The 25,749-nt window shown below is 41.6% G+C and carries 20 protein-coding genes and 1 CRISPR repeat array; of the genes, 15 read left to right on the forward strand and 5 right to left on the reverse strand.

The features are described from left to right. Positions 1-10 precede the first annotated feature (10 nt). The 5 genes from IQ244_RS15610 (at position 11) to IQ244_RS15630 (ending at position 5,809) form a co-directional block, all read left to right on the forward strand. On the forward strand, positions 11-1,702 hold the full coding sequence (locus tag IQ244_RS15610) for a serine/threonine-protein kinase (RefSeq protein WP_193895593.1): 1,692 nt from the start codon (positions 11-13) through the stop codon (positions 1,700-1,702). A gap of 190 nt (positions 1,703-1,892) precedes the next feature. Beyond that, complete coding sequence (gene bioD, locus IQ244_RS15615) at positions 1,893-2,570, forward strand: dethiobiotin synthase (RefSeq protein ID WP_193895595.1); 678 nt, start codon at positions 1,893-1,895, stop codon at positions 2,568-2,570. 61 nt (positions 2,571-2,631) lie between these two features. After that, on the forward strand, positions 2,632-3,849 hold the full coding sequence (locus IQ244_RS15620) for a M20 family metallopeptidase (RefSeq protein ID WP_193895597.1): 1,218 nt from the start codon (positions 2,632-2,634) through the stop codon (positions 3,847-3,849). A 209-nt stretch (positions 3,850-4,058) separates the two neighbouring features. Further along, the gene (locus IQ244_RS15625) at positions 4,059-5,108 is read left to right on the forward strand and encodes a pentapeptide repeat-containing protein (RefSeq protein WP_193895599.1); all 1,050 of its coding nucleotides are present in this window, start codon (positions 4,059-4,061) and stop codon (positions 5,106-5,108) included. 83 nt (positions 5,109-5,191) lie between these two features. Beyond that, entirely contained in the window at positions 5,192-5,809 is a 618-nt protein-coding gene (locus IQ244_RS15630; RefSeq protein ID WP_193895601.1) for a Uma2 family endonuclease, read from the forward strand. A 49-nt stretch (positions 5,810-5,858) separates the two neighbouring features. On the opposite strand, the gene IQ244_RS15635 is transcribed toward IQ244_RS15630, so the two are convergent. Further along, a complete protein-coding gene (locus IQ244_RS15635) occupies positions 5,859-7,040 on the reverse strand; it encodes a patatin-like phospholipase family protein (RefSeq protein ID WP_193895603.1) in 1,182 nt (393 codons plus the stop codon). Positions 7,041-7,179: 139 nt separating this feature from the next. Between IQ244_RS15635 and IQ244_RS15640 the strand changes: the two genes are divergently transcribed. Next, positions 7,180-7,746 carry a sugar O-acetyltransferase gene (locus tag IQ244_RS15640; RefSeq protein WP_193895605.1) on the forward strand — a complete coding sequence of 189 codons (567 nt, stop codon included), beginning with the start codon at positions 7,180-7,182 and terminating at the stop codon, positions 7,744-7,746. A gap of 19 nt (positions 7,747-7,765) precedes the next feature. Here the strand turns inward: IQ244_RS15640 and IQ244_RS15645 are convergent, their stop codons facing one another. Further along, positions 7,766-8,146: a calcium-binding protein gene (locus IQ244_RS15645; RefSeq protein ID WP_193895607.1), complete on the reverse strand. Its 381-nt coding sequence runs from the start codon at positions 8,144-8,146 to the stop codon at positions 7,766-7,768. Between the two features lie 61 nt (positions 8,147-8,207). After that, on the reverse strand, positions 8,208-8,846 hold the full coding sequence (locus IQ244_RS15650; RefSeq protein WP_193895609.1) for a Uma2 family endonuclease: 639 nt from the start codon (positions 8,844-8,846) through the stop codon (positions 8,208-8,210). Between the two features lie 149 nt (positions 8,847-8,995). Between IQ244_RS15650 and rbsK the strand changes: the two genes are divergently transcribed. Further along, positions 8,996-9,931, forward strand: coding sequence for a ribokinase (rbsK, locus tag IQ244_RS15655; protein WP_193895611.1), 936 nt, complete (start codon positions 8,996-8,998; stop codon positions 9,929-9,931). A gap of 30 nt (positions 9,932-9,961) precedes the next feature. Here rbsK and IQ244_RS15660 read toward each other — a convergent pair whose 3' ends face one another. Continuing rightward, positions 9,962-10,393, reverse strand: a complete 432-nt coding sequence (locus IQ244_RS15660) for a nucleoside deaminase (RefSeq protein ID WP_015113768.1) — start codon at positions 10,391-10,393, stop codon at positions 9,962-9,964. A gap of 17 nt (positions 10,394-10,410) precedes the next feature. On the opposite strand from IQ244_RS15660, the gene IQ244_RS15665 reads away from it, so the two are divergent. Together IQ244_RS15665 and IQ244_RS15670 are read left to right on the forward strand one after the other, a co-directional pair. Continuing rightward, entirely contained in the window at positions 10,411-11,334 is a 924-nt protein-coding gene (locus tag IQ244_RS15665; RefSeq protein WP_193895613.1) for a nucleoside hydrolase, read from the forward strand. A gap of 186 nt (positions 11,335-11,520) precedes the next feature. After that, complete coding sequence (locus tag IQ244_RS15670) at positions 11,521-12,825, forward strand: glutamate-5-semialdehyde dehydrogenase (protein WP_193895615.1); 1,305 nt, start codon at positions 11,521-11,523, stop codon at positions 12,823-12,825. A gap of 197 nt (positions 12,826-13,022) precedes the next feature. Here IQ244_RS15670 and IQ244_RS15675 read toward each other — a convergent pair whose 3' ends face one another. Beyond that, on the reverse strand, positions 13,023-13,601 hold the full coding sequence (locus IQ244_RS15675) for a hypothetical protein (RefSeq protein ID WP_193895617.1): 579 nt from the start codon (positions 13,599-13,601) through the stop codon (positions 13,023-13,025). A gap of 37 nt (positions 13,602-13,638) precedes the next feature. Between IQ244_RS15675 and ureE the strand changes: the two genes are divergently transcribed. The 6 genes from ureE to IQ244_RS15705 all read left to right on the forward strand — a co-directional run bounded on the left by ureE (position 13,639) and on the right by IQ244_RS15705 (position 24,786). Continuing rightward, positions 13,639-14,124 (forward strand): urease accessory protein UreE, encoded by a 486-nt coding sequence (gene ureE / locus IQ244_RS15680; protein ID WP_416209778.1) that lies wholly within the window; start codon positions 13,639-13,641, stop codon positions 14,122-14,124. Continuing rightward, entirely contained in the window at positions 14,102-14,791 is a 690-nt protein-coding gene (locus tag IQ244_RS15685) for an urease accessory protein UreF (protein WP_193895619.1), read from the forward strand. The genes ureE and IQ244_RS15685 overlap by 23 nt, the downstream gene beginning before the upstream one ends. Before the next feature lie 343 nt (positions 14,792-15,134). Further along, positions 15,135-16,556: an ArnT family glycosyltransferase gene (locus IQ244_RS15690; RefSeq protein WP_193895621.1), complete on the forward strand. Its 1,422-nt coding sequence runs from the start codon at positions 15,135-15,137 to the stop codon at positions 16,554-16,556. A 167-nt stretch (positions 16,557-16,723) separates the two neighbouring features. After that, positions 16,724-17,320 carry an urease accessory protein UreG gene (gene ureG / locus IQ244_RS15695; protein WP_193895623.1) on the forward strand — a complete coding sequence of 199 codons (597 nt, stop codon included), beginning with the start codon at positions 16,724-16,726 and terminating at the stop codon, positions 17,318-17,320. A gap of 467 nt (positions 17,321-17,787) precedes the next feature. Beyond that, positions 17,788-24,477: a HAMP domain-containing protein gene (locus IQ244_RS15700; RefSeq protein WP_193895625.1), complete on the forward strand. Its 6,690-nt coding sequence runs from the start codon at positions 17,788-17,790 to the stop codon at positions 24,475-24,477. A 108-nt stretch (positions 24,478-24,585) separates the two neighbouring features. Beyond that, the gene (locus IQ244_RS15705) at positions 24,586-24,786 is read left to right on the forward strand and encodes a DUF6887 family protein (protein WP_193895627.1); all 201 of its coding nucleotides are present in this window, start codon (positions 24,586-24,588) and stop codon (positions 24,784-24,786) included. Positions 24,787-24,916: 130 nt separating this feature from the next. Continuing rightward, a CRISPR array of direct repeats spans positions 24,917-25,685; the repeat unit is 37 nt; unit sequence GTTTCAATCCCTAATAGGGATTAGTTTGAATTGCAAT. Positions 25,686-25,749: the final 64 nt, after the last annotated feature.

Genomic DNA, 25,749 nt, shown 5'->3' on the forward strand with positions numbered 1-25,749 from the left:
GAATTTATTTATGCAACCCCCAATTACAATTGGTACTGTCTTACAAAACCGTTATCGGATAATTCAAATCCTGGGACAAGGCGGATTTGGTAGAACTTATTTAGCCGAAGATCAGCGTCGCTTTAACGAACTTTGTGCAATTAAAGAATTAATTCCGATCGCAGCAGGGGCTGGTGCTTGGGAAAAAGCCCAAGAACTTTTTCAGCGGGAAGCAACGATTTTATATCAGATTGAACATCCGCAAGTCCCAAAATTCCGCGAAAGATTTGAGCAAGACCATCGCTTATTTTTAGTGGAAGATTATGTTGCAGGTAAGACTTATCGAGATTTACTAGTTGAGAAACAATCTGTAGGTCAAACTTTTAGCGAAGCAGATGTATTACAGTTGTTGCGATCGCTCTTACCTGTATTAGAACACATTCATAGTCGCGGCATTATCCACCGTGATATTTCGCCGGAAAATATTATTTTACGAGATAGCGATCGCCTGCCAGTGTTAATAGATTTTGGTGTGGTGAAAGAACTCGCAACGCGCTTGCAAACACCAGATACTAATGTCAATGTTACTAGTGTGGGTAAATTGGGTTACTCTCCCAATGAGCAAATGCAAACCGGACGCGCCTACCCCAGCAGTGATTTGTATGCTTTAGCGGTGACAGCAATAGTGTTATTAACTGCTAAAGAACCGTCTGAGTTGTTTGATGAAACGCAGCTTACCTGGACTTGGCAAAAATTTGTCAGGGTAAGTCCGCAATTGGCGCAGGTAATTAATCGGATGTTACACCCTTTGCCAAGCGATCGCTATCAAAGTGCGGCTGAGGTGATCCAAGCATTACAATTTGTCGAGCAACCCGGCGTAGCAGCAGCGCCAGAGGTATCAAATTTTCAAACAATTGCGGTTGGTCGTCGTCCCGATGCCATTCCTCCACAGCCATCTAACCGACCTGACCCCGTAATTCCCCCTGGTCGTTCTTCTAATTCTGTGTTAGATAATCCTTTAGCGCTGGGTGCAATTGGTAGTGCGGTAGTTATTCTGGCTGGTTTTGGTTCTTGGGCGCTGGTGAGTTCGATTCGCAGCCAATCTAATGGACAACCAGAGACAACACCACTTGCACCTCAGACTTTTCCTTCACCAGTTATTTCTGGTGGTACGACATTCGGAACACCCACCAATACGGAACCAGCTATTACTAGTAAGCGCCTGAGATTGGACGCATCTAACACAGCGACAGTCGAAAATTCTCTCAAAGCTGGTCAAATTATGGAATATACCTTTTTTGGCCAAGCTGGAGCTAAGTTAACTACAGTGTTGGAACAAGGAACCGGTATTTCTCTAACTGTTTTAACTCCCAATCGCCAAGTACTTGATAGTAGCGCTCAACAAGTAAGCTCTTATACGGGAATATTACCAAAAAACGGTAGATATACTGTGCAGTTAGTATTGGAATCTGGAGTTAGTGAAAGTGATTATAATCTCAGGGTGGCATTAGAAAATCCACTTCAACCTTCACCAACAGCTACACCAACAGTAACCCCAACGCTAACGCCTACATTTCCACCAGTGCTAACACCAACAGTAACACCAACGCTAACACCCACATTTCCGCCAGCTTTTACACCAACACCCACAATTCCACCAGACAATAACCCGCCTGTGGATAATACACCTCAACCAACGCCTGGGGTACAAAATACTCCTTAGTAAAGCATTCTTGAACGCAGAGAGGCGCTGAGGTAAACGCAAAGTTACGCAGAGTATTCATACAAATTCTTGTTACGAACTGGTAAAATCCTGTACTGAGTTTTTGTTATTTGTCATTGGTAAGGATTTCCGCTATATTTACGTCTCGTAACGTCATCTGTTACTTGTTATCTATTTGCAAAACAGATTGTTGAACACATTACTAATTACTGGAACTGACACCGAAGCTGGCAAAACTGTTTTAACTACAGCATTAGCCGCTTATTGGCAAAAGTGTTATCCGCAGCGTCACTGGGGAATTATGAAGCCAATACAATCGGGAATTGGCGATCGCGAATGGTATCAAAATCTGTTTAACCTAGAACAATCGCCAGCAGAAATTACCCCGTTGTATTTTCAAGCGCCTCTAGCGCCACCCATCGCCGCGGCTAAAGAAAATCGCCCAGTGGATTTAGCTGTGGTGTGGAAAACATTGTGTGAGATGCGATCGCGTTATGAATTTCTGTTGGTAGAATCTGCTGGTGGGTTAGGTTCACCCATGACTAACGAGTTAACAGTGGCTGATATCGCTGGTGAATGGCGTTTACCCACTGTCTTGGTAGTTCCAGTGAGATTAGGTGGAATTTCGCAAGCCGTGGCGAATGTGGCATTAGCGAGACAGTGCAAAGTTAATCTGATAGGTATTGTGCTGAACTGCATCCAACCGCGTACCGATGCAGAGATTACCGACTGGGCACCACCAGAAGTAATACAATCATTTACACACATCCCGGTTTTAGGTTGCTTGCCGTATTTTGATAACCCAGCAGATTTAGACAAACTTGCTCAAGCTGCATCTAATTTAAATTTAGAGGCGCTAAATATTTAAGGAACTATTAAACTGAGAACATAACCCAATCTCAGCCGTCTTGTAGCAGTTTGTTGTCACAATGGTTTCCACATTTCCCAATTCTTATTCTGTTGACTTATCCCGTGTGCGACTTTCTATTCGCACATTGCAACCACAATTAGTAGAGTGGCGGCGGCGGTTACATCAACAACCAGAATTAGGCTTCCAAGAAAAACTGACGGCTGAGTTTGTCTCAGGTAAGTTGCAAGCATGGGGAATTGAACATCAAACTGGGATTGCGAAAACTGGCATTGTCGCCACTATTAAAGGTACTAAACTCAGCACTGAAAAAGTACTAGCAATTCGGGCGGATATGGATGCTTTGCCCATTCAAGAACTGAACGAAGTACCGTATAAATCGCAACATGATGGAGTAATGCACGCTTGTGGACATGATGGACATACTGCGATCGCATTAGGTACAGCATACTATCTCCACCAGCACCAAGAAGACTTTGCGGGGACGGTGAAAATCATCTTCCAGCCAGCCGAAGAAGGGCCAGGTGGTGCAAAACCAATGATTGAGGCTGGGGTACTAAAAAACCCTGATGTAGATGCGATTATTGGTTTACACCTGTGGAATAATCTCCCTTTGGGAACAGTTGGTGTTCGTGCTGGTGCATTGATGGCGGCTGTCGAGTTATTCAACTGCACAATTTTCGGCAAAGGTGGACACGGCGCAATTCCCCATCAAACCGTTGATTCGATTGTAGTTGCAGCCCAAGTTGTCAACGCCTTACAAACCATTGTCGCCCGGAATGTTAACCCCATCGATTCCGCAGTGGTGACTGTTGGCGCACTTCATGCAGGTACAGCCCATAATGTGATTGCTGATACCGCCAATATAAAAGGCACAGTGCGGTATTTTAACCCAGAATTTACTGGCTTTTTTCAACAGCGTATCGAGCAAATAATTGCCGGAGTTTGCCAGAGCCACGGCGCAAAATATGACTTAGAATATTGGAGCTTGTATCCTCCAGTAATTAACGATGCGAGGATTGCAGAATTAGTGCGATCGATTGCCGAAGAAGTAGTAGAAACGCCTGTAGGAATTGTCCCAGAATGCCAAACAATGGGCGGCGAAGATATGTCTTTCTTCTTACAAGAAGTTCCCGGCTGTTACTTCTTCCTTGGTTCTGCTAATCCAGAAAAAGATTTAGCTTATCCTCATCATCATCCGCGATTCGATTTTGATGAAACTGTTTTACCAATGGGTGTGGAAATATTCGCCCGTTGCGTGGAGAAGTTTTTTAGTTGAATTGAAAATCTTCATGCTGAAAATATATCCCGCCTAGAACTAAAGTTCCAGGCTAATAGCTAAAGTCCACTCAAGTGGACTAGATTTTTTATGGAGTCCTCTTTAGATGACTTATGCTATGAGACTTGGAATTTATTCCGAGGCGTTATTTTGCACCTTTGTGTGAGCTTTTGATATTATCATCAGCAGCACAAAAATATTGAATATCTATGTCTGAAAATAACACAGACGCTTTGAGAACTTGGTTAAGAGTCTTACCAATTATATTTATTCTGTTTTTAGCTGCCGTTTTTGTAGGCTTTGTTAACGTTGAAGGTTTAACAACACAACAGAGATTAGATTACGGAATTAAAGCCTTAACAACAACCGGAACAATTTTTGCAGGAATCGCTGTATTTATTAACGCTTTTTATGCAGCCAAGCGTGCGGAAGCTATGGACAAAAGTGCTATGGCTGCAAATGAAAGTGCCAAAGCTGCTTTAAAGAATGCTGAAGCTGCAATCCAAAATGCCAAAGCAGCACAAGACAAACAAATCACAGAGCGGTTTGCAAAAGCAATTGAACAGCTTGGAAGCGAAAAGATTGAAGTGCGTTTAGGTGCAATTTATACGTTAGAAAGAATTGCGAAGGATTCCAAAGATGATCACTGGACAATTATGGAAGTTCTGACGGCTTTTGTGCGAGAGAATGCACCTAGAAGGCTGGAAGAAGAAAACACAGAGAATACACAGCAAATACCAAAAATTCGCACGGATATTCAAACAGCACTCACTGTTATTGGACGACGTAATAGCGAGAATGAGGAAGAACATCAAGAGCTTGATTTAAATAGTATCGATATCCGAGGAGCAAACCTCTACAAAGCAAACTTGGAAAAAGCAAACCTCTACCAAGCAAACTTGGAAAAGGCAACACTCAATGAAGCTAACCTACAACAAGCATTCCTTCGCAAAGCTAAATTGCAAAAAGCAAACCTCAGTGAAGCCAACTTGAAAGAAGCATTACTCAGTGAAGCTAACCTGCAAGCTGCATTCCTCTGGAGAGCTAATCTACAAGAGGTAAACTTGGGTGAAGCTAAGCTGCAAGGGGTATTGTTCTTTGAAACTAACCTGCAAGGGGCATTACTCTTTGAAACTAACTTTTATGGAGCAAATTTAACAGGAGTCGAAAATCTAGAACAAAAGCAGATTGACTTAGCTAGGGGCGATCGCACCACTATTCTGCCAGACTACCTCGAATATCCGACACATTGGCAATAAGTTTCAGCAAATTTAAAATATTCATAGAAGTCTAATATTTGAAAACTGGAAAAACATTAACATAACAAGTAGTAAAAATTACAATGGTTCAATTCGCACCAAAACTTTTAATGGTTGAAGAATTTATTGCTCACTATGGTGATAGTGAGGGTTATGAACTAATTGATGGTGAATTAATCGATATGGAACCAACAGGGCCGCATGAGCAAGTATCTGCTTTCATTGGGCGAAAATTGAACGTAGAAATTGACCGTCAAGAAGAATCTTATTTTATTCCTCATCGCTGTTTAATCAAACTGTTAGGAACAAATACAGCTTTTCGTCCTGATGTTGTTGTATTGGATCAAACTCAACTAATTAATGAGCCACTATGGCAAAAAGAACCTATAGTTACATCAGGAAGCTCTATTAAATTAATTGCTGAAATCGTTAGTACAAACTGGCAGAATGATTATGCTCGCAAAGTTGAAGATTATGCACTGTTAGGAGTCCCAGAGTATTGGATTGTGGATTATCTAGGTATTGGTGGGAGAGAATATATTGGCAAACCGAAACAACCTACAATTACAATTTGCACATTGATAAAAGATGAGTATCACAAGCAATTATTTCACAATGGTGATCAACTTGTTTCTTCAGTTTTTCCTCATTTACAAATAACGGCGCAACAAATATTTTTGGCTGCACAAACCACAGGCTAAAAATCTAGCATAACAAACAATATATTTAACTGGTTGCTGTTATACCTTATTAATTAATGTGTAAAAACTCCTGCAATTTACTTTGTATTGCTGGTTGTTGAATATATACTTTTGCCGCTTCCATTAAATTTTGAAGGTTTTCAGGACTGACATCATCGATATCATCACTTAATCGCTTACCGATAAGTTCTCGGTCTAGCTTAAACTGTAATCGTAAAATATGGTCGTTTGGAATTATTTGGTCGGTGATGTATTCATGAACGCCAGATGAAGCATCAAACAATATACCAATTAGTGGCTGCGCCCATTGGATTAAACCCCAACTTTCGGCTTGTTGAAATGGGATAATGCGTGTGCGATCGCCTGTACCAATAGAAAGAATGGTAATATCTTCAATTGAATGCCCTAATCTTAAAGCTTCCGCTACAGCACAAGCTGAAGGGTTATTAGCCGCAACACCGCCATCAATGGCAGAGTACATACATTTAATTGAGTAGGTCGCAGTATTATCTGGTATCCTTTCCCAAGGAGAATCTAAAACAGCTTCTCGTGTATAACCTTTATATTTTTTGATAGTACGAGTTTGACCTCTGCCTGTACCACTAACGATTCTAATTTGTGTATCGTTATAAAGGTCTTCTGTGTGGGAAGCATTACCATCCAAATTAACAGTATTCTCTGCGGCTTTTTCTACTATGCCATTGACCATTCTATCTAGTTTATGTGCTGGGAAATAAGTAGGAGCCGAGGCAGAACAAACACAAATTTCCCACAGTGGAACATTGCCATAATTTTTATCTTGTCGCCAACTTTTAAAGATAATTGGTTCTCTGGCAATAGTATCGTAAGCAGTGATTAATAATTTTGGTTTAGGAATATCAAATAGTTTGATTTCACCTAAATTTTCTTGTAGAACTTGCATTAAACCGCTATCAGAAAACTTCGGTGCAGATATACCATATTTGAAAATCAGAGGGAGTCGCTGTAAAGAAAAAAGGCTTTTGTAGGGGAAGATTCTTGAGCTTTTTTGGGTGTATAGATCAATAATATTTTGGCTGCTGCGACCTGTGGCGATCGCTGCTGCTAAAATTGAGCCTGTAGACGTGCCTGCTATTAAGTTAAAATACTCGTGCAAAGGTTGATTAATTTGTTGCTCAATAGCTGCCAAAATAGTTGCAGCAACTACTCCCCTAATTCCACCACCATCCAAGCTTAAAATCCGAAAAGGCATATTCCTCCGAATTTTGCTAATTTTGACTAAGTTTAGTAAATTCCATTTTGTTATCTAAAAAATTATTGTAATTTAAAATCGCTTTGTAAAATCTTTTTTAAATTCGCTATTTTAATTTAATAAAACTTAAAAATATCTTATGGAAAAAACCGAAAAACAAAAAATGTTAGCGGGCGAGTTATATTTAGCAGAAGATCCCGAATTAGCGGCTGAGAGTAGGCGAGCCAGTCGTCTTTTACAAAGGTATAACAATACAATTGCCGAACAACAAGAGCAAAGACAACAAATATTACAAGAATTATTAGGTAAGGTAGGAGAAAATACTACTATTGTGCCGCCATTCTACTGTGACTACGGTAGTCATATTTATGCTGGCAATAAATTATTTATGAACTTTGGCTGTGTAATTTTAGACTGCAATCTAGTGGAAATTGGTGATAACGTTTTGTGTGCGCCTTATGTGCAGATTTATGCAGCTTATCATCCCGTAGAGCCAGAAATACGTTTGACTGGTAGAGAATTAGCTGCACCAATTAAAATTGGTAACAATGTCTGGATAGGTGGGAATGCAATTATTTGTCCAGGGGTGACAATTGGCGACAATACGACAATTGGTGCTGGGAGTGTGGTGGTTAAAAATATACCTGCAAATGTCGTTGCTGCGGGGAACCCCTGTCGAATTATTCGCTATTTATCAGATAATTGAGGAGCGAAATGGCTATATTCTAGAATTTGTAGCCTCTAGCCAGCCAATAGTGCCAATCTGCGATCGCTTCGTCTGTTTCACTGTCTGCATCAATAGGCTTTATTTCTGATAATTTTGCCGAATAGACATCATCATCCTTACCATTGATGTCAGCTACTTCCACATACATATCTTTTAAACATTCATCATCAGGGGCCATTCCTAGCACCTCGACGTTTTTTTCCTCTATTGTCGATGTTTTGCGGGATTTTTTCGCCCACTTAGCCATAAACGGACAATTCAAGGCTTCTTCTAGGTAATAGTACCAGCCCATTGCCCGATCTTCTTTATCTTCCGCATCAACAATAATTTCCGTGGCGATGCGATTTTCTCTGGTTTCGTCGCGTTCAACACTAGACATAACAATAAAAAACTTACGTATATTGCACCTTGATATGGTATAACGCTTTAGCTATTGACTGTCAATTTTTTTGCTGTTGTCTCACCCAAGCACGAAATGAGCGAATCATAGAAATTTCTCCATTGTTCAAGCTTTCTTGCAAAAAACGGGGAATCTCTGTAGTTAAGGGAAGATTGACAAAACTTGGTGATACATCACAAGGAATGTACGTACCTTCCTGTAAGCGATAAATTTGCATTAAAGGTTCGTTATAACGCCAAACTTCTGGAACACCCAACGCTAAATAAATTGATAATCGATCAACAGAAGCACTGGTGTAGTCTACTTCAATGACTAAATCAGGTGGTGGGTCTTGAGTCAAGTCGAGATTTTGCTTTTGCCGCATCAATGGTTCATTTTGAATGTAAAATGCAGAATCTGGTTCTACGCCACGCAGTAAGTCTGGACGTTTACAAGTTGTAGAACCAATACTTTTGATATTCAGGTTGAGTTCCTCCGCTAGATTATCAATCAGTTTCTCTATAAGTCTTTTATTATGTTCATGAGGCATCAACGGTGTCATGATTTCTAGGGTTCCTTGATCATAGGTCAGTCGTGTGGTGCGATTATTACCCATTTCTGCCAACATAGTTTCAAAAGTCTGCCAACTAATATTTGGGAGAATTCCCCTTTGGGTACTGCTGACTTGTGTAGTTACCATAAAATTTATCTTCCGGTTTTCTATAACGATATCAAGAATTTTCCTGAATAAAACAGGAGTCAGAATTTAGAATACTCTACCCATAAAGGGATAGGGTTTTAAGGCGAGAATATTTTAATTTTTTCACACACCATTCCACTCACTTCATTATGAGTATTATTGTTTTCGGTAGTATCAATCTAGATTTAGTTGCTACAGCCTCCCATTTACCAACTAGCGGCGAAACTTTGCTAGGAAACAATTTTTTTCAAGTACCGGGAGGGAAAGGTGCAAACCAAGCAGTAGCATTAGCGCGGTTGGGAATTCCCACTCAGATGGTGGGGCGTGTGGGAAGCAAAAGTTTTGGTGCAGAGTTACTGGATAATTTACAAACTGCTGGCGTACAAACTGAAAATATTTTGTTAGATGAAACCATAAGTTCTGGAGTTGCCATAATTATTGTTGATGATGCTGGACAAAATCAAATTGTGGTGATTCCGGGTGCAAATGGGCAAATAAATCAGACAGATATAGAGAGATTGTCGCCTTTATTACCAACAGCTAAAGCACTACTTTTACAACTAGAAATTCCTCTGAATGCTGTTATTGCATCTGCTAAAGCTGGACGCAATGCCAATATTACAGTGATTCTTGATCCTGCACCTGCACAATCTAACTTACCCGCCGAACTTTACCCGTTGCTGGATATTATTACTCCCAATGAAGTGGAAGCAGGACAATTAGTTGGTTTTGCGGTAGATAGTCCAGAGTCAGCAGCCAAAGCAGGAGCAGTGTTCCTGCAAAGAGGTGTAAAATCTGCGATCGTTAAATTAGGTGCAAAAGGTGTTGTTTGTGCCACAGCAGAGGAAACATTTTTTGTGCCAGCTTTTGCCGTTCAGGCTGTTGATACTGTGGCGGCTGGTGATGCTTTTAATGGTGGTTTAGCAGCTGCACTTTACACGGGAATGACTTTACATCAAGCAGTGATTTGGGGTGCAGCCGCAGGTGCTTTAGCAGCCACAAAATTAGGTGCACAAACTTCGTTACCTGATAAGTTGACTTTTGATGCTTTCCTGAAAGAAAAAAGTATGAAATATGAAGGATAAAATTTAAAGATTTAGCCTTTGGATTATTGACTACTTTCCTATATCTTCATTCCATAATTCGGGGTTAGTTTGAATAAATTCACTCATCATTTGTTCGCATTCATCTAAATTTAAATCAATAACTTCTACCCCGTGAGATATCATAAATTCTTTAGCACCGGGAAATGTGCGAGATTCGCCAGCGATGACTTTTTTGATTCCAAATTGCACGACTGCGCCGGCGCACAAATAACATGGCATTAAGGTTGAATAGAGTGTTGTACCTCTGTAACTGCCAATTCTGCCAGCGTTACGGAGACAATCAATTTCCGCGTGGGTAACAGGGTCGCTATCTTGAACGCGTTTGTTGTGTCCTCTACCAACAATTTTGCCATCCTTGATAAGAACCGAACCGATAGGAATTCCGCCTTCTTGTCTACCTTGTTTTGCCTCTGCGATCGCAGCTTGCATAAATTCATCCATTTTCTTATCCTCTTGATATGTCAAAACAACTTGTGTTAATGGATCACGATGGTGGTGTAGATGATTATCTCGCTACTATGCTGCTGTTGACGATGGATCATATCAAATTGCTGGGTGTGGTCGTCACTCCAGCCGATTGTTATGTGGAACCAGCTGTTAGTGCTACACGCAAAATCATTGATTTGATGGGATTTTCTCATATCTCAGTTGCCGAAAGCACAGTACGCGGGATAAATCCTTTTCCTCGTCTCTATCGGCGTGATTCGTTTATTGTTGACCATCTCCCCATTCTTAACCAGCAGGATACGATTAATACGTCGTTAGTTGCTGAACCTGGACAAGATTTTATGGTGCGGGTGTTAAGGGAAGCACCAGTACCAGTAACGCTGATGGTAACAGGTCCATTAACAACAGTTGCAGTGGCGTTAGAAAAAGCACCAGATATTGAAGCCAAGATTGAAAGAATTGTTTGGATGGGTGGCGCGTTGAATGTTGGTGGAAATGTGGAAAAAAGTTTAGAAGCCGGACAAGATGGTTCGGCGGAGTGGAATGTTTATTGGGATGCAGTTTCAGCGGCGCGGGTTTGGCAAACCCAAATTGAAATTATTATGTGTCCGTTAGATTTAACTAACAATGTACCAGTGACATCAGACATTGTGTACAAAATGGGCAAACAACGTCACTATCCTGTCTCGGATTTAGCTGGACAATGTTATGCACTGGTGATTCCTCAAGATTATTATTTTTGGGATGTGCTGGCGACGGCTTATTTAGGACATCCAGAGTTTTATCAACTGCGGGAGTGGGAAACGGAAATTATTACCACTGGTGTAAGTCAAGGACGGACTAAGGTTGTTCCTGGTGGTAGGAAGATTTATGCAATGGACACAGTTGATAAAGAGGCTTTTTATGCTTATATTTTGCAGCAATGGGCGAGATGAAAGGAAACAGGGAACAGGCAAATCAGATTGCTATAGGATAGAAAATACAGCAGATTTTTAGTGAGGATAGTACACAATCTATTTCTCAAAGTTAGGCAGCAAGACTATTCTGCTTCCGAATTCTGAATTTTGATACCTGGATTCTGCTGTATATGTTTTTGCCATAATTAAGGGTTATTTTTTGATATGACTATTGTTCAAGTTGGGTTATCTCTAGTTGATATCGCTGGGAAAACTCGCGCCGCTGCTAGTAAGTTGGCAATTCTTTCGACCGAGGCGAAAAATCAAGCGATCGCAGCGATCGCTCAAGGGTTAGAATCGTCTCAAGAAGAAATATTGCAAGCGAATGTGGCAGACTGTCAAGCTGCGGCGGCGGAAGGAATTGCTAAACCTCTATATAAGCGGTTGCAGTTAGATGAACATAAGTTACGAGATGCGATCGCTGGAGTTCGAGATGTTGGTAAACTGGCTGATCCTATCGGTAAAGTCCAGATTCACCGCGAACTTGATAGTGGCTTAGTCCTCAAACGCATTACTTGTCCTTTGGGTGTGTTGGGGATTATTTTTGAAGCGCGTCCAGAAGCTGCAATTCAAATTGTTTCTTTGGCGATTAAATCAGGTAATGGTGTAATTCTCAAATGTGGTAAAGAAGCTGTACGTTCTTGTGAGGCGATAGTTAAAGCGATTAAACAAGGATTATCGCAAACTGCTGTTAGTCCTGATGCAGTGCAGTTACTCACTACACGAGAAGAAACTGTGGGACTTTTAAAATTAGATAAATATGTAGACTTAATTATTCCCAGAGGTTCTAATTCTTTTGTACGGTTTGTCCAAGAAAATACCCGCATTCCTGTACTTGGTCATGCAGATGGAATTTGTCATGCTTATATCGATCAAGCCGCTGATATTAATAAAGCTGTAGAAATTACTGTTGATGCTAAAATTCAATATGCTGCTGCTTGTAATGCTATTGAAACTTTATTAGTGCATCAAGCAATTGCTGGGGAATTTTTACCCCAAGTTGCGACAGCTTTAGCCGCAAATCATGTGCAATTAAAAGGTGATCAACGCACATTAGAAATATTACCAAATATTGCCACCGCCAGCGAAATTGATTGGGAAACAGAATACAGCGATTTAATTTTATCAATTAAAATTGTCGATGATTTAGAAGATGCGATCGCGCATATTAACCAATACGGTTCACGCCACACCGATGTAATTATTACGGAAGATATCGCCACCGCTGAAGCTTTCTTTGGTTTGGTGAATTCCGCCGGAGTTTTTCACAATTGTTCCACACGCTTTGCTGATGGTTTCCGCTACGGTTTTGGTGCGGAAGTTGGTATTAGTACTCAACAAATGCTTCCGCGCGGCCCTGTCGGGTTAGAAGGATTGGTAACATATAAATATCAAATGACTGGTAATGGTCACATTGTCGCTAGTTACACTGGCGCGAATGCAAAAGCATTTATCCACCGAGATTTATGAATAGAGGTGATAGGTGATAGGTGACAGGTGATAGGTGATAGGTGATAGGTGATAGGTGATAGGTGATAGGTGATAGGTGATAGGTGATAGGTGATAGGTGATAGGTGATAGGTGATAGGTGATAGGTGATAGGTGATAGGTGATAGGTGACAGGGTAGAGAGTTGATTTATTACTCAGCACTCAGCACTCAGCACTCTTAATCAGGGAAAGCTAAACCTGTTCTGGGGTCACGGATATACAATCCTAGGGTGAGACTACGCATAGCCTCATCCCAAACGGGTGTTAACTGTTCTGCTTGGTCTGCCCAAAAATCGAAGGTAATTAGGCATTGTATATTCGAGCCTAAGCCAATGCAAATCCGGGAAAAAGCTTCCCTTGGTTCTGCTTGTACGTCAATAAACTTCAGTTCTGTCCAAACAATTCTGGCGGTTTGACGCTTGAGGGTAAAAACTTCTCCCTTTTCAATCACATCACGACTGTCTTCTTCTACGACTTTCTTTAAAGTAGCTTTGAGAGGAAACAAAGTCCAGTCGTTGGGCGGTAAATGATTGAAAGATACTTCTAGACAGCAGTCATCTTTGGGCGGTTTTTTATCCATGAACTTGAAAGATTTTTCTTGGGGTTCAAACACCCAATTTTGGGGAACGTTGAAGCGAACAGCCCCCCGGTTGGCGACAAAAATTTTATAGCCCGATGGAGATTCCCAGTGGTGGTCAGGTTGGAGATCAAGCGTTTCTTTAATCCACTGGAGATTGCTTTTTTTACGCTTTGCCATAGTTTTAGCGATCGCTCACTTTGTTAATAATATCAAAATGTTGGATGATGAATATTTCGCGCAAAGGCGCAAAGGCACAAAGATGATCTTGACTCAACGTAACCCACCAAATGCTGATGCTGTGGTGAGTTTAACTTTAGCACTGACGGCGGAAGAACGCACCCGCAGTCGTCATCGGTTTGAGATAGAGGATGGACAGGTTGTGTTTTTGCGTTTACCACGGGGGACTGTGTTACGGGATGGCGATATTTTACAAGATGAAAATGATGGTAGTTTAATGAGAATTGTTGCAAAACCTGAACCTGTGTTGACTGTATCGGCTACTTCATCACTTTTACTAATGCGGGCAGCATACCATCTGGGGAATCGTCATGTAGCGGTGGAAATTACACCGAGTTATTTACGCTTATCACCAGATGGGGTTTTACGTGGGATGTTGGTACAGTTGGGACTGGAAATTACCGAGGAAATTGCACCGTTTCAGCCAGAATTAGGGGCTTATGGACACCATCACCCTCACTGATATTCATTTTTTGGGGATTTTGCAGTTAGCCAGTCCAGCTTTACCTGTGGGCGCTTATAGTTATTCGGAAGGGTTAGAAACTTTAGTAGAAAATGGCATTATTCGCAATCAAGATAATCTCAAACATTGGTTAACCTCTGAATTACGTTACGGTGCAATTCGCCTAGAGGCGGCGGTGATGTTACGGGCGGCGGAATCTGCGAAAATTGGGAATTTAGAAACGCTATCTTATTGGAATCGCTGGTTATCGGCGGCGCGAGAAACTCAAGAATTACGTAATTCAAGTTGGCAAATGGGGCGATCGCTTGCTCAATTACTTGGTAAACTACAACCAGAACTACTACCTACGATTCATAGTGTGGGTAATCGTTGTAATTATGCGATCGCTTTTGGTATTGCTGTCGCCCATTGGCAAATCAATGTAAATGCTGCGTTACTCGCATATCTGCATAGTTGGACAAGTAATCTCATCACCGCCGGAGTTAAACTCATCCCCCTCGGACAAACCGCCGGACAAGCATTATTGCTAGATTTACAACCGTTAATTAGTGCAACTGTGCAAGAAATTATCGTTTTAGAGGATGATGAACTGAGTTGTTGCAGTTGGGGTTTATCGTTAGCGAGTATGCAACATGAAACGCAGTATACAAGGTTGTTTAGAAGTTAACATTGACCAACTTTTGTGATTATTGAATCGATGCTTTCAACAGACTATCTCAACACCCGCGCAGGCGGGTTCAGTTTGTGTAGCTTGCGCCTTAGCGCAGGGCTATTTACCAAAAGTGGATGCACCCAAGGAAATTTACCTAACTAAAACAAGCAATGCTAAGTAAGTCGGTGGGAAAAAGCAAAACTAAGTTAATAAAGGTAAACAAAGCTATAACCCTCCTACCTTGCCATAACGACAATTCTTAACATCGACCTACTTATAAGTACTAAATAACGTGAAAATATTTTTATTATTTAATCTCTTAATCCCTGCTACTTTTTTTATTTTTGCCATTAATTTTATGCCTATTAACCAGGTATTTCAATTTGATACCAGTGATGAAGGGATTGAATTAATTAAAGCTATTTTATATTTAGATGGATTTTCGATGTATACACAAGTTTGGAATGATCAACCTCCTCTTTCAACAGTGATTTTAGGATTTTGGTTGAACTTGTTCGGAAAATCGATTTATTCTGCAAGACTTTTAACTTTGACCTACGCCACTATGCTGGTATGGTCTTTCTCTCAGACACTCCGTTTATATTTGGGAAATTTTCTCGCAATTCTTGGGACTTTATTGTTAATAATTTCCTGTAATTTCCTCCGACTGAGTGTTTCTGTAATGATTGGTCTACCATCTTTAGCAATGGTCATGCTCTCAATTTTTATATTGAGTTTATATAAACATAATTTTTTGAAAAATCACTCTAAACTTCTCATTCTCATATCAGGAGGATTTTTCGCATTTTCTTTACAAATAAAATTATTTACTGCTTTTATTATTCCTTTAATTATATTTGATTTATTTCTTTTCGATTTCCATAAACATGATCGCGAGCCCAAAAAATGGAGAATATTTTTAGCGCCTTTGTTATGGTTTGCTGCTTGTATAATTGTCTTCCTCATAATTGGTATTGCCTGCAATTCTCTCAATTATGAACAATTACTTCAATCTCATTTAGATCACGAAACAACCACAGCTTTTTTAGCCAAAAATAGTCAAATTTTAACTTTATCATTTCTCTTGCAAGATTTTGATTATTTGCTTTTAGCTATTCTTGCAACTACAGTTATCATTCAAAAAAAACAATGGGAAAATTCTTTTCCAGTCATTTGGCTCATCATCAGCTTTCTCGCTTTAATGAATCATCGACCAGTCTGGTATCATCATTACCTTTTAATGTCTATTCCCCTAACTTGGCTGGCTACCTATGGATTAAAATTATCTCTAGGTTTTTTTCACCAAAAAAACTGGTACTCTAAATTTAAACTTGATAATTTCTCTCAAATCACGATTTCTTATTTAGCCGCAGTCTTGGTGATTTTCTCAATTATTGTCACTCCTGTTAAGTTAGGCGTAATTATTTTAGAAAATCATCAATATATACAGCAGAATAAAAATAATATTCAAATTGTCGACATTCTCTTAAAACACAAAAAATATACTAAATGGCTGTTTACAGATTATCCAATTTATGCTTTTTATTCAGGCTTACCTGTTCCTCCAGAGATTGCTGTTTTATCCCACATCAGGATAGAATCTAAAAGTATAACTGCTGAAGAACTTATCTCGGTTTTACAGATTTATCATCCTGAGCAAGTTCTGTTATGTAAATCTAAAACTATTAATAACTATTTAATTGATTACCTGAATAAAAATTATTTAAAAACCTATCAAAATACTCGATGTAATCATTTTTTATTAAAGGGAATACCTTAGTTGTCTAGTGAATCAACAACCTCAAGCTAGACGACAACACCAAGCGTTAGGCGGAATTTTAACACTTGTGTGTACACCCTAGCTTGTCAAGGGTAAAAACCAGAGAATGTGCAACTTAAACGCACACCAACTTAGTTATTTAGCGTTTGACCATTGATTTTAAACTTATGACCGCATTTAGAGTAGGTGTTGCTGGCCCTGTAGGTTCGGGAAAGACGGCTTTAGTGGATGCTTTATGTAAGGCGTTGCGCGATCGCTATCATCTTGCTGTGGTGACGAATGATATTTATACTCAGGAGGACGCACAGTTTTTGGTGCGTTCTCAGGCTTTAGCCAGCGATCGCATTTTGGGTGTAGAAACTGGTGGCTGTCCCCATACGGCGATTCGGGAAGATGCTTCAATGAATTTAGCTGCAATTGAACAGTTAGAAGAGCGTTTTGATAATTTAGATTTAGTCTTTTTAGAAAGCGGTGGAGATAATTTAGCCGCTACCTTCAGCCCCGAATTAGTCGATTTAACTATCTATGTTATTGATGTGGCTGCTGGCGATAAAATTCCCCGTAAAGGTGGGCCAGGAATTACCAAGTCTGATTTATTGGTTATTAATAAAATTGACCTTGCACCATTCGTTGGTGCAGATTTAAGCGTAATGGAACGAGATGCAAAAAAAATGCGTGGTGATAAACCTTTTATCTTTACTAATTTAAAAACTCAATCAGGACTAGCTGATGTAATTATTTTTGTTAGTAAACATATTGGTTAAAAATTTTACCTTTTTTAATTTATCAATACGTCAGCACAAACTAACTCTGCGTTACGTTGCGCCCCTTTACGTTGAAAAACCTCTCAAAATACCAGATTTGTCTTTTTTTGCCCTCTATCTTACGTTAGATAGAAAGAATATCTTCCTCGTCCTAAAGTGAACTAAATTATAGAGTTAAAATAATTGATAGCAATTAATAATTAATCTGGTATCTTAAAAATGATTTTTAACTATCTTCAGCCAGAGTTTAGTTAGAAATTAGTAAAAAAATTCTATTCTTACAAGACAAGCATCAACTTACCCATCCAAGACAGCTAAGTTTCTGTAGTAGATGTCTTGATTCGCAGTGATTCTTAAATAATTTGAATTGCATAATGACGCTATTAAACAGCAGCAGTGTGTAATAGCCCAAATTAGTTTCCGCCAGCAGACTACAAAACTAATCTCAACCCCCCAAGGATATGGCAATGGCAACCGAACAGTTAACCAGAGAAAGCGACAATCTTGATTTAAAACAACTGTTAAAAACCCTAACTGCTGTTAAAAAAGGTGATTTTTCTGTACGGATGTCTGTAGACCAAACTGGTCTGGCGGGGAAAATAGCCGACACGCTCAACGATATTATTGATCAGAATGAGCGGATGGCATTGGAACTACAGCGCATTGGTAATGTTGTTGGCAAAGATGGCAAAATTACCGAACGCGCCTCCTTGGGAACTGTGCGCGGTTCTTGGTCAGATTGTGTAAATTCTGTCAATACTCTAATTACAGATTTAGTTCAACCCACAGCGGAGACTACACGGGTAATTCGGGCGGTAGCGAATGGGGATTTATCCCAAACCATCCCGACAGAAATTGATGGTAAAGCCCTCAAGGGTGAGTTTCTGCAAACGGCAAATATTGTCAACACAATGGTAGATCGGTTGGGTTCCTTCGCTAGTGAAGTAACCAGAGTCGCGCGGGAAGTGGGAACGGAAGGGAAATTAGGCGTACAAGCAGAAGTGCGGGGTGTGGCGGGTACATGGAAAGACCTCACCGACAACGTGAATTTGATGGCGGGGAATTTGACAGGACAAGTACGAAATATTGCGGAAGTTGCAACAGCGATCGCTAATGGTGATTTATCGAAGAAAATTACTGTTAATGTCAAAGGCGAAATTCTCGAACTGAAAAACACCGTCAACACAATGGTGGATCAGTTGAATTCCTTCGCGTCGGAAGTTACAAGGGTAGCGAGGGAAGTGGGAACGGAAGGTAAATTAGGCGTACAAGCCGAAGTGCGAGGGGTGGCGGGAACTTGGAAAGACCTCACCGATAACGTGAACTTGATGGCGGGAAATTTGACAGGACAAGTACGAAATATTGCGGAAGTTGCAACAGCGATCGCTAATGGTGATTTATCGAAGAAAATTACTGTAGATGTGAAGGGCGAAATTCTCGAACTGAAGAACACTATTAACATCATGGTGGATCAACTCAGTTCCTTTGTGTCTGAAGTAACCAGGGTGGCGCGGGAAGTCGGAAGTGAAGGAAAACTGGGTGTACAAGCAGATGTCAAAGGTGTGGCGGGGACGTGGAAGGATTTGACTGACAGCGTGAATTTCATGGCGGGAAGTTTGACAGCCCAGGTACGCAACATCGCCGAAGTAACAACAGCGGTGGCGAATGGTGACTTGTCGAAGAAAATCACCGTGGATGTGAAGGGTGAAATTCTGGAGTTGAAGAACACTATTAATACAATGGTGGATCAGTTAAATTCCTTTGCGTCGGAAGTAACCAGGGTGGCGCGGGAAGTGGGGACGGAAGGAAAACTCGGTGTCCAAGCCGAAGTCCGGGGTGTGGCGGGAACCTGGAAAGACCTCACCGACAATGTGAATTTAATGGCGGGGAATTTGACAGGACAGGTACGAAATATTGCGGAAGTTGCAACGGCGATCGCTAATGGTGACTTGTCGAAGAAAATTACTGTAGATGTGAAGGGTGAGATTTTTGAGTTGAAAAACACCATCAATATCATGGTGGATCAACTCAGTTCCTTTGCATCAGAAGTAACTAGGGTGGCGCGAGAAGTAGGAAGTGAAGGAAAACTCGGCGTACAAGCAGATGTTCGGGGTGTAGCGGGTACATGGAAGGATTTGACAGACAGTGTGAATTTCATGGCGGGAAGTTTAACAGCCCAGGTACGCAACATCGCAGAAGTGACGACGGCGGTGGCGAATGGGGACTTGTCGAAGAAAATCACTGTGGATGTGAAGGGTGAAATTTTAGAGTTGAAGAACACTATCAATACAATGGTGGATCAACTTAACTCCTTTGCCTCGGAAGTAACGCGGGTGGCGCGAGAGGTAGGAAGTGAAGGGAAATTGGGCGTACAAGCCGAAGTGAGAGGGGTGGCGGGTACGTGGAAAGACTTGACAGACTCGGTGAACTTCATGGCGGGAAGCTTGACAGCCCAGGTACGGAACATCGCGGATGTGACGACAGCGGTGGCGAATGGTGACTTGTCTAAGAAAATCACTGTGGATGTAAAAGGGGAAATTCTGGAGTTGAAAAACACAATTAATACAATGGTGGATCAACTCAGTTCCTTTGCATCAGAAGTAACCAGGGTAGCCCGTGAAGTGGGAACGGAAGGGAAACTCGGCGTACAAGCAGAAGTCCGCGGTGTGGCGGGGACTTGGAAAGACTTGACAGGTGCGGTAAATATGATGGCGGGTAACCTCACCGACCAAGTACGTAGTATAGCGGAAGTTGCCACAGCGATCGCCAATGGTGACTTATCCAAAAAAATCACCGTCCAAGTTAAAGGTGAAATTTTAGAGTTGAAAAACACTATCAATATTATGGTGGATCAACTCAACTCCTTTGCTAGTGAAGTAACGCGGGTGGCGCGGGAGGTAGGAAGTGAAGGTAAGTTAGGTGTCCAAGCCGATGTCAAAGGTGTGGCGGGGACTTGGAAAGATTTAACCGACTCTGTGAATTTCATGGCGGGAAGTTTGACAGCCCAAGTACGCAACATCGCCGCAGTGACAACGGCGGTGGCGAATGGCGACTTATCCAAGAAAATCTCTGTGGATGTGAAAGGGGAAATTCTCGAACTGAAAAACACCGTCAACACAATGGTGGATCAACTTAATTCCTTCGCCAGTGAAGTAACGCGGGTGGCGCGTGAGGTGGGAACGGAAGGAAAATTGGGCGTACAAGCAGAAGTAAAAGGCGTTGCGGGAACTTGGAAAGACCTCACTGACTCAGTGAACTTCATGGCGGGAAGCTTGACAGCCCAGGTGCGGAACATTGCAGACGTAACAACGGCGGTGGCAAATGGCGACTTGTCCAAAAAAATCACCGTGGATGTCAAAGGGGAAATTCTCGAACTGAAAAACACTATTAATACAATGGTGGATCAACTTAATTCCTTCGCTAGTGAAGTAACGCGGGTAGCGCGGGAGGTGGGAACGGAAGGAAAACTCGGTGTCCAAGCCTACGTTCGAGGGGTTGGTGGTACGTGGAAAGACCTCACTGACAATGTAAATTCGATGGCGGGTAACTTGACAGCCCAGGTGCGGAATATCGCCGAAGTAACTAAAGCGGTGGCGAATGGCGACTTGTCGAAGAAAATTACCGTGGATGTGAAGGGTGAAATTCTCGACTTGAAGAACACTATTAATACAATGGTGGATCAACTCAGTTCTTTTGCATCTGAGGTAACGCGGGTGGCGCGAGAAGTGGGAACGGAAGGGAAATTAGGCGGTCAAGCTGTGGTACAAGGTGTCGCCGGAACGTGGAAAGATTTAACAGACAATGTAAACTCGATGGCGGGTAACTTAACCGCCCAGGTGCGAGGAATTGCGCGAGTTGTCACCGCCGTGGCGAATGGTGACTTGAAGCGCAAACTAATGTTAGATGCGAAGGGGGAAATTGAAACCTTAGCAGAAACCATCAATGAAATGATTGATACCCTAGCGACCTTCGCCAATCAAGTAACAACCGTTGCGCGCGAAGTGGGAATTGAAGGAAAACTCGGTGGTCAAGCGAGGGTACCAGGAGCGGCGGGAACCTGGAAAGACTTGACAGACAACGTAAACGAACTGGCGGCGACACTGACAACTCAGTTACGAGCGATCGCGGAAGTAGCAACAGCGGTAACAAAAGGCGACTTAACTCGGTCAATTTCCGTGGAAGCACTAGGAGAGGTGGCAATCCTCAAAGACAACATCAACCAGATGATTGCCAATTTGCGCGAAACAACCCAAAAGAACACCGAACAAGACTGGTTAAAGACCAACCTCGCCAAATTTACCCGAATGCTGCAAGGTCAGCGGGACTTAGAAACCGTCTCCAAATTAATTCTCTCGGAACTTGCACCATTAGTAGGCGCACAACATGGCGTATTCTACTTAATGGATGCAGGCGAACAACAACAGGCTTATCTGAAATTACTCAGCAGTTACGCATACCGCGAACGCAAACATTTAGCAAATCGCTTCCACTTGGGCGAAGGTTTGGTAGGACAATGCGCTTTGGAAAAAGAGCGAATTTTGTTAACCGAAGTCCCGGTGGATTATGTCAAAATTAGTTCTGGTTTGGGTGAATCAGCCCCACTCAACGCTGTAGTTTTACCAGTTCTCTTTGAAGGACAAGTCACAGCCGTCATTGAACTCGCTTCCTTCCGCCGCTTTAGTGAGATTCACTTAACATTCTTCGACCAACTCACCGAAAGTATTGCGATCGTTCTCAACACCATCGCTGCTTCCATGCGTACCGAAGAATTACTCAAACAGTCCCAATCTTTAGCCGAAGAACTGCAAACCCAGCAAAACGAACTCAAAGAAACCAACAAACGCCTCGAACAACAAGCGCAATCCCTGAAGACTTCCGAAGATTTACTCAGAACACAACAAGAAGAACTCCAACAAACCAACGCCGAACTCGAAGAAAAAGCCGAGTTGTTGGCGCAGCAAAAGAAAGAAGTTGAATGGAAAAACCGCGAAATTGAACAAGCCAGACTTTCTTTAGAAGAAAAAGCAGCCCAACTCGCCCTATCATCCAAATACAAATCAGAATTTCTGGCGAATATGTCCCATGAACTGCGGACACCGTTAAACAGCCTGTTAATTTTGGCGAAGTTGTTGACAGATAACATTGATGGGAATCTCAGCACCAAACAAGTGGAATACAGCCGCACCATTTACTCTGCGGGAAATGACTTGTTAGCGTTGATTAATGACATTTTAGATTTGGCGAAAATTGAATCGGGAACCATGTCTATTGATATGTCCCAAATGTTAGTTACAGATTTGCGAGATCAGACAGACCGCACCTTCCGCCAAATCGCTCAAGATAAAGGACTCAATTTCAACATTGAATTAACTCCAGAACTACCCAAAGCGGTTTACACCGACCCCAAACGCTTACAACAAGTCATCAAAAATCTCCTTTCCAACGCTTTTAAATTTACAGACCGGGGTGAAGTCCGCTTACGCATCGAAGTCGCCAAGCAAGGATGGAGTATTAATCAAGAAGCCTTGAACCGCGCCCCGATAGTAGTTGCCTTTTCTGTCATCGATACAGGGATTGGCATTGCCCCGGAAAAGCAAAAAGTGATTTTTGAAGCATTTCAACAAGCCGATGGCACGACCAGCCGCAAATATGGCGGTACAGGCTTGGGCTTATCCATCAGCCGAGAAATTGCTCGTCTGTTTGGCGGCGAAATTACCCTAGTGAGTAGCCTCACTCAAGGTAGTACATTTACCTTCTACTTGCCACAATTCAATTCAGACTCAGCATTCATCACACCAGAATCGACATCTCAGTTAGTTGCCATTCAGCCATCAAAACTTACTACTCCAGGCTCAACTACCACAACAAAAAGTGACTTGCAGCCAATCGAGGTAGCCAATACCCCCTCCTCGCCAATACAGTGGCTTCTATCCACTCCCCATGCGCCAGTTCTCGAAGACGATCGCATTGATATTCAAAATGGCGATCGCGTCTTGTTAATTGTCGAAGATGACATTCATTTTGCCCGTATCCTCTTGGAAATGGCACAACAGCAAGGATTCAAAGTCGTCGCCGCCCAAAGTGGTAGTAATGGTTTAGCATTAGCCCAGCAATTCCAGCCTGTGGGCATTTTACTTGATATCCGCCTGCCAGATATGGACGGTTGGACGGTGCTAGATCGCTTAAAACATGACGCAAATACCCGTCATATTCCTGTACATATCATGACTGTCGAAGAAGGTAAACGACGGAGTTTGCAACTAGGCGCATTAGCATATTTACAAAAACCAGCCAGCAGCGAAAGTATATCGGAGGCTTTAAACAAAATCAAAGGTTTTGTGGAACGACGGGTGAAAAATTTATTAGTGGTGGAAGATGACGACACTCAACGCCATAGCATTGTCGAGTTAATTGGTAATAGCGATGTCGCCACTACCGCCGTCGCCACTGGTGCAGAAGCCTTAGAGGCGATTATTTCTCAACAATTTGATTGTCTGGTGCTAGATTTGGGTCTACCCGATATGAATGGGTTTGAACTGCTTCAGCAAATTAAGCAGCAGCCCAATGGTGAATCTTTACCCATCATTATTTACACTGGCATTGAGTTAAATAAAGCCCAAGAAGCCGAACTACGAAGGATTACAGAAACAATCATCGTCAAAGATGTGCGATCGCCTGAACGTTTGCTGGATGAAACCACATTGTTCTTGCACCGCGTTCAAGCCGCTTTACCAGAACCCAAACGGCAAATACTCGAACAACTCCAATCTCGTGACTACATCTTGACGAATAAAAAAGTCTTAATTATTGATGACGATGTACGAAATATCTTTGCCCTCACAAGTATGCTAGAGCGTTATCAGATGCAGGTGATCTATGCAGAAAATGGCAGAGATGGCATCAATATGTTAGAGACTACACAAGATATTGATGTGGTGTTAATGGATGTAATGATGCCGGAAATGGATGGTTACGAAACAACCCGCTTAATCCGCCAAAACAACCGATTCGTAACTTTGCCAATTATTGCCCTCACCGCCAAAGCCATGCAAGGCGATCGCGAAAAGTGCATCGAATCCGGCGCATCAGATTACATCACCAAACCCGTAGATATTGAACAGTTACTTTCTTTATTGCGTGTTTGGTTATATCGGTAAACTAACAGTAGAAACACAGCAGCGTTGTTAAAGTTACTCATCAACCGTGTGGGTACATCCACTTTCGGCGAATAGCCGTGCGCTAAGTGCCAAATGGAGATACGAAGAATGACAAAACCAAACTTTGCAGCAATGAGTAAATCTGAGTTGAAAGCTTATCTGTTAAAACATCGCAACGATACTGAAGCTTTTCACGCTTTGATGGATAAAATCACATCTGAGCCGAATCAAACATTTTATACATTTGAAGAGGTAGAAAAGCTAGAAGAACTGATTGAAGATAGAAGGCGTTTTCAAGAAAATAGTTAGTATAAAAACTGTAGTAAAAATGTATGTTGGGTAAAGCAATATAGCAGTCCGATTTTATTTTTGAAAAAATCTAAGTAGGGGCGAACGGCCGTTCGCCCCTACCGTTGGGGAACATTGCGATCGCTTGTTCGTTTCAATCCCTAATAGGGATTAGTTTGAATTGCAATCTACAACAATCGCTGGAGCTTATAGCGCTTCAATGTTTCAATCCCTAATAGGGATTAGTTTGAATTGCAATGTGCGAATCGTACCATCGCTTTGTACGTAGCCAATAAACTTGTTTCAATCCCTAATAGGGATTAGTTTGAATTGCAATGTGATGCACTTGTAAATTATTTACACTTTGGCATTTTTGTTTCAATCCCTAATAGGGATTAGTTTGAATTGCAATTCAAAGCCTTCCTCAAAGTATTTGCCGAGTCTTGGCAGGAAGTTTCAATCCCTAATAGGGATTAGTTTGAATTGCAATTTTATTTTTCACGGAAAACATACTACACTTGGCTCGTTTCAATCCCTAATAGGGATTAGTTTGAATTGCAATACACAGTAGTGCTTTTGCGGGATTGAGTTTCAGTGTTTCAATCCCTAATAGGGATTAGTTTGAATTGCAATAAATTCATTGAAAGTACTTTTAATTATCTCTGACGTTTCAATCCCTAATAGGGATTAGTTTTAATTGCAATAAACTTCTACTTTTTTACTGGAACTTTGCCGGGGTCGTTTCAATCCCTAATAGGGATTAGTTTGAATTGCAATTATTTGGAGCGATCGCAATGACTTAGAGAAAAATGTTTCAATCCCTAATAGGGATTAGTTTGAATTGCAATCTTATGACTGTATTATATCTTATCCGCCTTCACTTGTTTCAATCCCTAATAGGGATTAGTTTGAATTGCAATCTCGCTTGCCTCTTCCGGTCAATAACCCGCTTGGTTTCAATCCCTAATAGGGATTAGTTTGAAT

The sequence above is a fragment of the Nostoc sp. LEGE 06077 genome, from assembly GCF_015207705.1.
GTDB lineage: Bacteria > Cyanobacteriota > Cyanobacteriia > Cyanobacteriales > Nostocaceae > Nostoc_B.